Genomic DNA, 11560 nt, shown 5'->3' on the forward strand with positions numbered 1-11560 from the left:
AAGACAGTGCATTTGCACTGTCTTATTTTTTATTAGCGTGCGTTAGAGGATTCGAACCCCCGGCCTTTTGGTCCGTAGCCAAACGCTCTATCCAGCTGAGCTAAACGCACATCCTTGTGAAGTTCTTATCTCGTGTCCCTCACAACAATGAGTATTCTACTCTATACTGGAGCATTTGTCAACACTTTTTTTGAATTTTTTATTTTTTTCTTTTGATTCGCAAAATTATAACAATTTACAACTATTCTGTAATGATATCAGTACACAGGTACACCAAAATACCATCGCAGTCCTGTTTTCATTAATTCCGCCGCAAAGCCTCGATCGGGCTCAGTTTTGCTGCTTTCTTCGCAGGATAAATTCCAAAGAATACTCCTACTGCACAGGAAAACAAAGTCGCCGCCATAATTGTACTCAGGCTGATTCCCGGAGTGATGGACATTCCCATACTGCTGCTTATGATTGAACAGATCACATATCCGCCAATCACACCCAGAACAATTCCTATCACCCCTCCAATCACCGTCAGAATTGCCGCCTCTGCCAGAAACTGCATCATAATAGAAGAGGTTTTCGCTCCCAGTGACTTACGGATACCAATCTCTCTGGTACGTTCTGTTACGGAAACCAGCATAATATTCATAACGCCGATACCGCCAACCAGAAGGGAAATTCCCGCCACAAAGGAGATAAAAGCAGTCACCATATCCAGCATCTGATTCATAGAGCTCATAATATCCTGAAAGCTCTGTACCTGAAAGTAATCTTTTCCTGCACACTGATGTCTTTTTTCCATCAGTTTTACCACTTTGTCAGCAACATCCTGACTGTTTAAGCTCTTATCTGCCTGCATTGTTACTGAGAAAAAGTAATCGGATACACCGGTGAATTCATTCATTGTAGTATAGGGAACATTAATAGTCACCGGCATTCCCTCATAAGTATAACTGACAAAGGTTCCATTTTCTTTCTGGGTTGTCACCCCGCAGATACGAAGACTTTTGGTCAGTCCATAACAATTGACATCTACAGTCATTCCAACCACATCATCTGTGCCAAAGAGTCTTTTTGCATCTGCATCGGAAAGCACACAGACATTTTTTGCTTCCTGAACTTCATTTTCCCCGAAATATACTCCATGCTTCATGGTGGCATTATTTAACAGCTTTGCATCCGGTCCCTCACCCGTCAGCATAAGAGAAAAATTTCCCTTACCTGTGGTAGTTTCTCCACTGAATGAATCCGAAACATTTACTCCTTCTATACCGTCTACCGCCCGGATTGCTTCCACATCATCCGCAGTGATCCACTCCTCATCTGTCTGTGCCTCATCGCTGACACTGATGGCAATCTGCCCGCCGCCGATATCATCAATTTCACTGTTCATCTGGTTCTTGGTTCCTTCACCCACAGATACAATGGCAATTACAGAAGCAATGCCAATGATAATGCCAAGCATAGTCAGAAAAGAACGTCCCTTATTTGCCATAATATTATGGACTGCCATCTTGATATATTCATACAGATTACTCATCAGCATCCTCTCCTGTCTGTTCAGGAACTGCCTGTACTTCCATTCCCTCTGTGTAATCACCCAGATCTGCGATTACTTCTTCTCCTTCTTTGATTCCGTCCGTAATTTCCACATAATCCTCTGAGCTGATTCCTGTGGTAATATTTCTCTTTGTCACCAGTCCATCTTCTATCACATAGCAGAAGGAGCCTTCTTTTCCGATATTGACCACTTCCACAGGAAGAGTCACCACATTTTTCGCAGAAGCCGCATAAATCTTAACCTTTGCATCTACTCCCAGGAAAATATCTTCATCCGGATCATCAATGCTTACTGTTGCTGAAATGACCGGCGTTCCTTTTTCATTCTGCACCGCAATATGACTCATTTTTGTTACAGTACCCTGATAAGTATTATCCCCCAAGGTAATCTCAACAGACTGCCCCTCTTTCACTGTATTATAATCATATTTAGAGAGAGTCACATCCACACTTGCCTTGTCTGTATTCTCAATAGTAAACAGTTCCATACCCTGAGTAACTGCTGCTCCCTGCTTAATATCTGCCTTGGATATGATTCCGTTAAATTCCGCGGTGATTCCTTTCTTTCCTTCCTTCACCAGCTCCTCGGCTGATTTTGCGTCCAGTTCGGAAAGATTATCTGTTACTTTCAGTTTCTCTTTTTCTTCTTTTGTCAGGCTTGTGGAATCCGCCTCTGCGATAGCTTTCTCAGAAGCCAGATCTGACTGAAGCTCTGCAAGTTCATCGCTTGCTGTCTCAAGCGCACTTTCCAGAGCAGAAGTATCCGCAGTTACTGTCCCGCCATCACTTCCACTGTAATCATATCCGGAGGAGGAAGAATCTTCCCCATCGCTGTCATCTGCATCTGAACCGTCTGAAATTCCCCATGAGTAATCTGCACTGCTTTCTGTGAAATCAGAAAGTACCGGCATTTTCGGTGTCTGCTGCTTAAGATCATTATAAGTCTGCTGTGCCTGCTGCATTGCGAGCTGTGCCTGTGTTCTTGCAGCCTCCGCATTATCCAGAGCCTGTGTATTCTCATCTGAAGGGTCTGCCTGCCATGTTGCAAATGCCATCTGATATGTGGTGTCTGCCTGATTATAATCGCTTTGTGCCTGATTATACTGTGCATTCAGATCTGAGAGCTGCTGCTGGTACTGCGGAAGAGTCTCCGTCTTGTATGTATAAAGTGCGGCCTGATATTTACTCTGGATTTCCTCCTGTTTCTTTGCCTCTGCCTGGGCTTTTGCCTGAGCTTCCTGCTGCTGTGCCTGAGCCTGAGCTGCTGCCTGTGCGGATGCCTGAGCTGCCGCTTCACGCTGTGCCGCTGCTGCTGCCGCTGAAATCTGTGATTTCAGAGACGAGACATAAGCTTTTTTATCCTTTATTTTCTTCTCAAGCTCCTGAACATTCTTTTTGGCATCCTTCTGCTTCTTCTCTGCTTTGTCAGATTTATTTCTTGTATCCTTTGTATCATACTTTGTTGATTTCAGATTCAGTTCTGCTTTTCGATTATCTTTCTCCAGATCCTCTGTATTAAACTCGATCAGTTTTGTTCCCTTTTTTACCACATCGCCCTGGGAAAAAGAAACAGTTTTCAGTTCTGCATTTACAGGAGAATAATAAGTCTTCTCTTCTTCACTTCCCACTGTTCCTGTGGCATCTACAGTTTCCTCAACATCTCCTTTCTCTGCAGTTACTACCTGAACCTGTGGAATCTGATTTTCTGTTGAATTTCTCTGACCTGCTACTGTAACTCCGCCGGCAACAACAAGAACAGCTGCTGCTCCAATAATAATTTTCTTTTTACTTTTCTTTTTTTTCATAATATCTGTCTCCCTGTAACCGGATTTATGCATCCAGCTGGTTTTTTATATATTCTTCTTTCCCATAGTTTTTATTGATAAAATCTGATTCTATCTTTCCATCCATAATTCTGACTACACGCCTTGCCTGAGCAGCAATCCCATTATCATGTGTGATCAATATGACCGTTTTTCCCTGCTCGTGCATACTTTTAAGAATCTGAAGAATCTCCTTACTGGATGCAGAATCCAGATTTCCTGTAGGTTCATCTGCCAGGATCACCGGTGGCTGGGCCGCGATTGCTCTTGCAATAGCCACCCTCTGCTGCTGTCCTCCTGACATTTCATTTGGTCTGTGATCCATACGTTTCTCAAGCCCTACCATGGTCAGTGACTCTACTGCCAGCTTATGTCTCGTTTTTCTGTCTACCCCTCTGTAAACCAGCGGTAGTTCCACATTTTCAATTGCAGTCAGATTTGAGATCAGATTAAATCCCTGAAAAATAAATCCGATCTCCCGGTTTCTGACTTCTGAGAGTTCATTATCTTCCATTGTGGACACATCAGTTCCATTCAAAAAATATTCGCCGGATGTAGGCACATCCAGACAGCCCAACATATTCATAAATGTAGACTTTCCTGAACCTGACTGTCCGATAATAGCAACAAACTCACCCTTATTAATTTCCAGATTAATATGATCCAGCGCCCGTACTTCATTCTCGCCGGGATTATATATTTTACACAAATCTTTTACTCTGATCAGCGCTTCCTCCATCTTTCCCTCCCGTCTATTAAATATCCTGCTCCAATCCAGATCTTACAGAATCGCAACCTGTCTTTCGTAAGATATCAGAAATACCTTTTACAGTCATAACCTCACTTATATGTTAAAAGAGCAGCGCTTCAGTTTTCCAAAAGCTCTGCCCTTATCTGCGGAATCTGCAAGTCTCTGTTATCAGAAACGATACAGCTTCCACGATTTCTTCATATTTTTATTCCGTATCTGCCTGACTTTTTATGCTTCCAGCAGAAATGCCTTATATGCTTTCTTAGCTTCGTAAATATCTGCCTTACTTGTCACTTCCCATGGTGCATGCATACTGAGCACTGCCACACCGCTGTCAATGACTTCCATTCCATAAAGTGCTGCGATATAAGCGATTGTTCCGCCTCCGCCTATATCAACTTTACCAAGCTCAGCTGTCTGGAACGCAACTTCATGGCTGTCAAAAATATTTCTGACTCTTGCCACATATTCTGCATTTGCATCATTCGAGCCGGATTTACCTCTTGCTCCGGTAAATTTATTTAATACGATACCTCTTCCAAGATAAGCTGCATTCTTTTTCTCAAATGCCTCCCCATAAGCCGGATCGTAGCCTGCACTTACATCAGAGGAAAGCATACTGGAATTCTTCAGAGTTCTTCTCAATCTCAGATCACTGTAGCATCCCATTGCATCCAGAAGTTCAGCCACTGCGTTCTCAAAGAAACGTGACTGCATACCGGTTGCACCTACGCTTCCAATCTCTTCTTTATCAGTAAACAGACAGCAGGAAGTGTGTTTCGGGGTTTCCATCTCAAGCATTGCAAGCAGCGAAGTATATGCGCACACTCTGTCATCCTGTCCATAAGCAGCGATCATACTTCTGTCCAGACCACACTCTCTTGCCTTTCCTGCCGGTACGATCTCCAGCTCTGCGGAAAGAAAATCTTCCTCTTCCATATCATACTTCTCTTTAAGGATATTCAGTACATTCTGTTTTACTGCCTCTTTCTTCTTATCATCTTCCAGATCTTTCAGTGGTCTGCTTCCTATCAGGATGTCCAGATTCTCTCCCTCGATCACTTCTGTCGCTTTTTTCTGCATCTGCTTTCCTGCAAGATGGATCAGAAGGTCTGTGATATATACGATCGGATCATCCTCATCCTCACCGATATTTACTTCTGCTGTACTTCCGTCTTTCTTTACCACTACGCCATGGATTGCCAGAGGAAGAGTTACCCACTGGTATTTCTTAACACCGCCATAATAATGGGTATCCAGATATGCCAGATCCGTATCCTCATATAATGGATTCTGTTTAACATCAAGACGTGGAGAATCAATGTGTGCTCCCAGAATATTCATTCCCTCAGAAATATCATCCTGTCCGATATGAAACAGTGCAATAATCTTCTTCATTCCAACTGTATAAACTTTATCTCCTGCTTTCAGTTTCTCACCCTTCGCAGTCTTCTCTTCCAGAGATTCATAACCTGCTGCCCGTGCTTCTCTGATGATCTGCGTCACACATTCACGCTCTGTTTTTCCCACATTAAGGAAATTGCGATACGCTTTTGCAACCTGCTCCAGTTCTTTTTCTTCTGCTTCTGTATAAGAAAGCCATGCATTTCTACGTTCCATTTACTGTTCCGCCTTTCTTTATGACTGTCATTCATAGTATTGCTTTGATAACGGTAACTATTCATCAGTTCGCTATTATGTAATGATATTGAACAATTACCTGTTTTTCATTATAAAACATCCTCTGAAAATTTTCCATATGATTAATATTTATTTGTCAGTGGACATTATGATTCATTTCCGCTATAGTTGATGGCAGGTTAATGTTTCTCCTCTCAAATTCATTATTTGCGAGGATTATTATAAAAATATCTGCAATACCAGGAGGTTCTGTCATGAAAAATTCAGAGGAACTGCGTCAGCAGCTTCGTTCCATAAACCGCAAAAGTTATCCGGCATATAAAGGGCTGAAAGGTCTGTATCATTTTGGAAATTATATTCTGTCCATCGACCATGTGCAGGGAGATCCTTTTGCTTCTCCCTCTCATGTCAGCATTCAGATTTCACACAGAGATGCCGGATTTCCCGTCGAATATTATAAAGATACACTTACCGGGACTACTCTTTGCGACTATCTTACACGTCAGTTTGAAAAACAGGTCAGTCAGTACAGCTTTCGTGCAAAAGGCTCCGGCAAAAGCGGCCTGCTCACTGTCAGTCATTGTGGTCAGGAGATTCTTTCCCGGACAGCCTGTGAAATAACAGAAAAAGGCATAACCGCCCGCTTTTTTGTGGGCTTCCCTGCTAATGGCCGCACGATCAATGCCACTGAACTGGAGAAAATCCTTTTTGATTTTCTGCCTGTATGCATTCAAAAATCCTTTTTCTACTCCAGCCTTAATGCAAAGGAATTACAGAATTATATAGAGCTTGCAGAGGATCAGGAATTTATCCGTCAGACGCTGCCCGCAAAAAATCTCTGCGCATTCATAGCCGATGGCTCCATCCTCCCAAGAGAAAGCGGTATTTCCTCCCGCCCTATGAAAGCTTCCGTTCCCTTTACTTCTCCGGACAGTCTGCGCATTTCCATAAATCTTCCCCATAAAGGAAAAATCACAGGCATGGGGATTCCAAAGGGAATCACTCTGATCGTAGGCGGTGGATATCATGGCAAATCCACGCTTCTGAATGCACTTGAACTTGGTGTATACAATCATATCCCCGGAGATGGACGTGAATACGTGATCACAGATGCAACTGCTGTCAAACTGCGTTCAGAAGATGGCCGTTTTATCAAGGATGTGGATATTTCCATGTTTATAAATGATCTTCCAAACAAGAAAGATACCCGCTGTTTCTCTACACTGGATGCCAGTGGAAGCACTTCACAGGCAGCCGGTATCGCAGAAAGCATGGAAGCCGGAAGCCACCTTTTTCTTCTTGACGAAGACACCTCCGCAACTAACTTCATGGTTCGTGATGCTTTCATGCAGCAGGTTATCCAGCGTGAGAAAGAGCCGATCACTCCGTTTCTGGAGCGTGCAGAAGATCTTTATAAAAAAGCAGGGATTTCTACAATTCTTGTTGCCGGAAGTTCCGGGGCATTCTTTCATATTGCAGATACAATTATCCAGATGGACAATTACGTTCCAAAAGATATTACAGCTTCTGTCAAAAAATTATGCAGCCAATATCCTCTGCCTGCTGTTTCAGTTACTGATTTTCAGCTTCCGCACAGCCATCGCATTATGAGCAGACCTGCCGAATCTTCTAAGCGCCTCAGACATAACAGTCGTGGAAATCATTCCGATTCCGGTGCCACAAAACCTGAGCGCCTGAAAACCAGAATCTCCGGAACAGATGGCTTCTCTCTCGGCAGACAGGAGATTGATCTCCGCTATACAGAACAGCTTATTGACGCAGAACAGACCGCTGCCTTAGGTCTCCTGCTGAAATATGCAGTTGAACATCTGGCAGACGGCAGACGTACCCTGCCTGAGATTGTGCAGTTTCTCTGGAAAAATCTCTCTTTACATGGTCTGTCCTTCTTTACGGAGAATCAAAAAATTTCCTGTGGTTACGCTACTCCCCGTATTCAGGAAATTTATGCCTGTCTTAATCGTTACAGAGGTTTATAAGAAAGAATCCTGCTTCAGTGACATAATAAAATCACCGCTTCTCCGTCGATCTTGTCGGCTAAGCGGTGATTCACGTTCATTTTACACTTTTTAGGGAAAGGAAAGATTTTCTCTTAAGGTACGTCATTTCCTTAAGATGTAAATATCATAACCTATAAATGTGAGAGAAATTTGTCTAATTTCTAATATAATTATAAAATTTATAAAAAAACTGCAAAAATTTGTTACTGTTCACTCCGTTCTCAGCAACACAAAAATTTTACACTTTTAGAAATTTTGTAGGAATCAGTTGCATCTCCCTTTCAATCCGTTATAATATTAGATGTATGTAACTATTTAATAATCAAAGAAATCTCTGCGGAACAGTTATCTGATATAGAGCTGCATAACACAACAAAGGTTAGTACACCGTTTTCGAAATAACTATACCACTCACTTGTCTGCGAATCCGATTGGTATAGTTATTTACGAAACGATGTACCTGGAAAGAGGAAAATAAATGTTTAGAAAAATAGATAAAACCAGTACATTCAACGATGTTCTGAAACAAATTATCGAAAATATCCAAAACGGAGAATTACAACCCGGCGACGCACTTCCTGCTGAACGTATTCTGGCAGAAGAATTCGGAATCTCCAGACCAGCATTACGAGAAGTCCTGAAGGCTCTTTCCCTGCTCGGGATTACTGTCAGCGTACATGGCGGTGCCAATTATATTGCAACTGATCTTCACAGCTGTCTTACTGAACCTCTGTCTATCATATTTCAAATGTACAACAGCAAAATTCAGGATGCATTGCAGCTTCGAGGCGCACTGGAAAGCAAAGCTGCTTTTCTCGCTGCCCAAAACTGTACACCGCTGGATGCTGCTGAACTCCAGCTTATCATTGCCAGACTGGACAGCACTCAGGATGAAAAAATCCGCGGTGATCTGGATCGTGATCTGCATCTGAAAATTGCTCAGATTTCTGACAATCCATTAATACTGAGTGTCTTAAATGCCTCTGCACAGATTACCGAAAATATGATCGTTGGAATACGTTCCTATCTTATGCAGAAAAATAACGATGCACCGGAGATTGATTCCCAGCACACTCGGCTTGTTCAGGCAATAACCAATAATGATGCACCTCTTGCAGAAAAAGTTATGAACGAACATATGCATACTATAGAATATCTCCTGAATGAAATTACGTCTGACAACCTCACAATTTCTGATAACGTTCAACAACCATAAATTACCCTGATCATGTTATCAAAAATTATATGTCAGACCCACTTATCAAACCTATGGCAATCCTCTAAAATCATACTTTATCTGGAGAATTGCCATATCTGCTTTACAATCATTCTGTTTCTTCACTGAAAATCTCGCACATCAGCCTTGCCCCTGTTTTAAATCCCATGGCAAAACTTTCTTCCAGCTCTTGTGGATATATTTCCATATGTTTATTCATCAGTTCATCCAGTTCTTCAGCAAGCTCATCTGTCAGTTGAACTCTCAATTTCTGATAGCACTGGTATGCCTTCTCTTTTTTCTCTTTACATAAATCATCATGCATTACTGACATTTCATTTTTTTCTCTATTGTCATTATCCATATACATACCATACAATTTCCGAATCACATTTTCCATATATTTACCCAGTCTCTCTGAAAATATTTATTTACTGCATTCTAGAGCGTGTCTGAAAAAGGCTTTCTGCAAGATGTGCGTCACAATTTGTGGGATATTTTGCCCGGATGAGGGCGCCGTAGCGGGCTACGGCAACTGAATTCGGGTGAAATATCCCGCAAAGTGGGGCGTGCAGATTGCGGGAATGATTTTTCAGACACACTCTAATGTTACAAGTATTCCCCACATATTCATAACTCACTCATACTATCGCATCAAATTAATTCTTACAACAGTCTCGCAGGATAACCTTTCTATTTCAAAGCGGAGAAAAGTAATACTAATATGTATTATAAATTTGTGTTATATCAATGTCAATCCTGTGTAACTATACTTTATATCATAACAGTGATTACGGAGATCAAAATTATAGCAATCCTCGTAAATAATGCATTTAAGACAGTTCAGCAGAGTGCGAAAGACAAGGAAGATATCTGCAGGCGTGCTGACGCACGGCAAAGATATCTGACGCAGGATTTCACACTCTGATGGGCTGGCTTAAGATGCATTATTTCAGAGGATTGCTATAGAATAAGCAATATCAATTATGATAACCATTCACTAATAAATGTTTATACAGGAGGGATAATCATGCCAAACGACTTTATTGTCCGGCCAAAATGTACAGATAAAAAAGAAGACAAATCAATCACCATGACCATTCGCCTTGAACGTGAACTGCAGGAACAATATGATGACTTGTCTGCCAAAAGCGGACGCTCAAGAAATGAATTAATGTGCATGGCACTCCGCTATGCTCTTGATAATCTGAAATTTATCGAATAAATTATATGTATATGCGGAAAAAAGTCCCTGAAAATATCTGAATAAATGAATGATTATTTAAGTATTGTATGAAATAATGTTATAATTGACGAACTAATACTCATAGATATACAATTACTTCAATAACAGCAATAAATTATCTGACATTATTTACCATATTACTTTATACAGGGAGGTTTTTTTATGCATTCATTATCAGATTCTACTCAGGGATACACTTACACCATTAAATGGATGTTCGGACTGCCGGAAGTTATGAAATCCATGCACGATATGAATATTCATGAAGGTAGCACGATTCGTGTTCTCCGCAAATTCCACGATTCTCTTATAATTTCTTCTGCAAACCGAAAGATTGTTCTTGGAAATGAAGTTGCAGACAGAATACAGGTATAGTGCTTTATATTTAAATGTGGCGAAATTTACAAGACAAAGGCCGGATAAATGCTGTAACATTCAGCATTTATCCGGCTTATTCTTATCTTTGTTCTATCAGTCGTCAGTTTTCCGTCTTAATAATTGTTCTCTGAATTATAAGAAGAAAGAGACGCAGATAAGGTATACAACTGTAAACATTGTGTTCAAGTGTGTTCAAAACCTGTAAGCAAAAAAATAAGAGAAACGCTACAAAATCAACGTTTCTCTTATTTACAATCATGCCGCAGACCGGAATCGAACCGGTACGGGTATCACTACCCACGGGATTTTAAGTCCCGGGCGTCTGCCAGTTCCGCCACTGCGGCATATGGAACCTATAGGGCTCGAACCTATGACCCTCTGCTTGTAAGGCAGATGCTCTCCCAGCTGAGCTAAGATTCCATACTACTTATGCAATTACTTCGTCAGCAAATGCTAACGACCCAGAAGAGACTCGAACTCTCGACCTTCGCCGTGACAGGGCGACGCTCTAACCAACTGAGCCACTGGGCCAAAATAATTTAAAAAATGGACCTTCGGGGACTCGAACCCAGGACCGACCGGTTATGAGCCGGTTGCTCTAACCAACTGAGCTAAAGGTCCAAAAAGCCGATGATCGGACTCGAACCGATAACCTGCTGATTACAAATCAGCTGCTCTGCCAATTGAGCCACATCGGCATGTTGTAACAGAATCAAGCCTCAAAAATCACATTTCCATTATTTAAATGACTCCAAGGGGATTTGAACCCCTGTTACCGCCGTGAAAGGGCGGTGTCTTAACCGCTTGACCATGGAGCCAAAACTCCCCCTGTTGGACTCGAACCAACGACACTGCGGTTAACAGCCGCATGCTCTACCGACTGAGCTAAGGAGGAATAAAGGTTTTTGCACCTTCAAAACTACATACATATTG

The 11560-nt window shown here is 41.8% G+C and carries 9 protein-coding genes, 8 tRNA genes and 2 pseudogenes; 5 read left to right on the forward strand and 14 right to left on the reverse strand.

All coding sequences use genetic code 11. The features are described from left to right. Positions 1 to 36: 36 nt before the first annotated feature. The 5 genes from AC075L_RS18000 to AC075L_RS18020 all read right to left on the reverse strand — a co-directional run bounded on the left by AC075L_RS18000 (position 37) and on the right by AC075L_RS18020 (position 5748). Positions 37 to 110, reverse strand: a tRNA-Arg gene (locus tag AC075L_RS18000). 191 nt (positions 111 to 301) lie between these two features. After that, the gene (locus AC075L_RS18005) at positions 302 to 1534 is read right to left on the reverse strand and encodes an ABC transporter permease (RefSeq protein WP_008708063.1); all 1233 of its coding nucleotides are present in this window, start codon (positions 1532 to 1534) and stop codon (positions 302 to 304) included. Next, positions 1527 to 3359: an efflux RND transporter periplasmic adaptor subunit gene (locus tag AC075L_RS18010; RefSeq protein WP_118331303.1), complete on the reverse strand. Its 1833-nt coding sequence runs from the start codon at positions 3357 to 3359 to the stop codon at positions 1527 to 1529. Before AC075L_RS18010 ends, AC075L_RS18005 begins: the two co-directional genes overlap by 8 nt. 25 nt (positions 3360 to 3384) lie before the next feature. Next, on the reverse strand, positions 3385 to 4116 hold the full coding sequence (locus AC075L_RS18015) for an ABC transporter ATP-binding protein (protein ID WP_008708059.1): 732 nt from the start codon (positions 4114 to 4116) through the stop codon (positions 3385 to 3387). Positions 4117 to 4356: 240 nt separating this feature from the next. After that, a complete protein-coding gene (locus AC075L_RS18020; RefSeq protein ID WP_118331302.1) occupies positions 4357 to 5748 on the reverse strand; it encodes an aminopeptidase in 1392 nt (463 codons plus the stop codon). Between the two features lie 275 nt (positions 5749 to 6023). On the opposite strand from AC075L_RS18020, the gene AC075L_RS18025 reads away from it, so the two are divergent. Beyond that, positions 6024 to 7766 (forward strand): ABC-ATPase domain-containing protein, encoded by a 1743-nt coding sequence (locus tag AC075L_RS18025; RefSeq protein ID WP_368210175.1) that lies wholly within the window; start codon positions 6024 to 6026, stop codon positions 7764 to 7766. Between the two features lie 499 nt (positions 7767 to 8265). Continuing rightward, positions 8266 to 9003, forward strand: coding sequence for a FadR/GntR family transcriptional regulator (locus AC075L_RS18030; RefSeq protein ID WP_055059906.1), 738 nt, complete (start codon positions 8266 to 8268; stop codon positions 9001 to 9003). Positions 9004 to 9112: 109 nt separating this feature from the next. On the opposite strand, the gene AC075L_RS18035 is transcribed toward AC075L_RS18030, so the two are convergent. Both AC075L_RS18035 and AC075L_RS18040 read right to left on the reverse strand, forming a co-directional pair. After that, the gene (locus AC075L_RS18035) at positions 9113 to 9403 is read right to left on the reverse strand and encodes a DUF6809 family protein (protein ID WP_008708052.1); all 291 of its coding nucleotides are present in this window, start codon (positions 9401 to 9403) and stop codon (positions 9113 to 9115) included. Positions 9404 to 9434: 31 nt separating this feature from the next. Then, positions 9435 to 9539 (reverse strand): annotated as a pseudogene (locus AC075L_RS18040) (DUF6783 domain-containing protein); the annotation flags it as partial. Here AC075L_RS18040 and AC075L_RS18045 point away from each other — a divergent pair. From AC075L_RS18045 to AC075L_RS18055, 3 genes and pseudogenes are all read left to right on the forward strand, one after another. Beyond that, a pseudogene (locus AC075L_RS18045) lies at positions 9498 to 9770 on the forward strand (DUF6783 domain-containing protein). The pseudogenes AC075L_RS18040 and AC075L_RS18045 sit on opposite strands and share 42 nt — an antisense overlap. Positions 9771 to 10033: 263 nt before the next feature. Further along, entirely contained in the window at positions 10034 to 10228 is a 195-nt protein-coding gene (locus AC075L_RS18050) for a ribbon-helix-helix domain-containing protein (RefSeq protein WP_008708051.1), read from the forward strand. A gap of 183 nt (positions 10229 to 10411) precedes the next feature. Beyond that, a complete protein-coding gene (locus AC075L_RS18055; RefSeq protein WP_008708050.1) occupies positions 10412 to 10624 on the forward strand; it encodes a FeoA family protein in 213 nt (70 codons plus the stop codon). Between the two features lie 261 nt (positions 10625 to 10885). Here the strand turns inward: AC075L_RS18055 and AC075L_RS18060 are convergent. From AC075L_RS18060 to AC075L_RS18090, 7 genes are all read right to left on the reverse strand, one after another. Further along, positions 10886 to 10971 (reverse strand) — tRNA-Leu (locus AC075L_RS18060). Between the two features lie 3 nt (positions 10972 to 10974). Further along, positions 10975 to 11047: transfer RNA gene (locus AC075L_RS18065), tRNA-Val, on the reverse strand. Between the two features lie 37 nt (positions 11048 to 11084). Then, positions 11085 to 11158 (reverse strand) — tRNA-Asp (locus AC075L_RS18070). A 16-nt stretch (positions 11159 to 11174) separates the two neighbouring features. Continuing rightward, positions 11175 to 11248, reverse strand: a tRNA-Ile gene (locus tag AC075L_RS18075). A gap of 4 nt (positions 11249 to 11252) precedes the next feature. Next, a tRNA-Thr gene (locus tag AC075L_RS18080) sits at positions 11253 to 11325 on the reverse strand. Between the two features lie 48 nt (positions 11326 to 11373). Continuing rightward, a tRNA-Glu gene (locus AC075L_RS18085) sits at positions 11374 to 11445 on the reverse strand. Between the two features lie 4 nt (positions 11446 to 11449). Then, positions 11450 to 11522 (reverse strand) — tRNA-Asn (locus tag AC075L_RS18090). Positions 11523 to 11560 lie beyond the last annotated feature (38 nt).

It is taken from the genome of Blautia sp. ZXY-1-B12 (genome assembly GCF_056339915.1).

What these genes read in the sequence shown, in the direction of transcription:
- AC075L_RS18055 (WP_008708050.1), top strand. Translation starts at nt 10,412, where the DNA reads ATGCATTCATTATCAGATTCTACTCAGGGATACACTTACACCATTAAA.
- AC075L_RS18005 (WP_008708063.1), bottom strand. Translation starts at nt 1,534, where the DNA reads ATGAGTAATCTGTATGAATATATCAAGATGGCAGTCCATAATATTATG.
- AC075L_RS18030 (WP_055059906.1), top strand. Translation starts at nt 8,266, where the DNA reads ATGTTTAGAAAAATAGATAAAACCAGTACATTCAACGATGTTCTGAAA.
- AC075L_RS18050 (WP_008708051.1), top strand. Translation starts at nt 10,034, where the DNA reads ATGCCAAACGACTTTATTGTCCGGCCAAAATGTACAGATAAAAAAGAA.
- AC075L_RS18025 (WP_368210175.1), top strand. Translation starts at nt 6,024, where the DNA reads ATGAAAAATTCAGAGGAACTGCGTCAGCAGCTTCGTTCCATAAACCGC.
- AC075L_RS18010 (WP_118331303.1), bottom strand. Translation starts at nt 3,359, where the DNA reads ATGAAAAAAAAGAAAAGTAAAAAGAAAATTATTATTGGAGCAGCAGCT.
- AC075L_RS18035 (WP_008708052.1), bottom strand. Translation starts at nt 9,403, where the DNA reads ATGGAAAATGTGATTCGGAAATTGTATGGTATGTATATGGATAATGAC.
- AC075L_RS18015 (WP_008708059.1), bottom strand. Translation starts at nt 4,116, where the DNA reads ATGGAGGAAGCGCTGATCAGAGTAAAAGATTTGTGTAAAATATATAAT.
- AC075L_RS18020 (WP_118331302.1), bottom strand. Translation starts at nt 5,748, where the DNA reads ATGGAACGTAGAAATGCATGGCTTTCTTATACAGAAGCAGAAGAAAAA.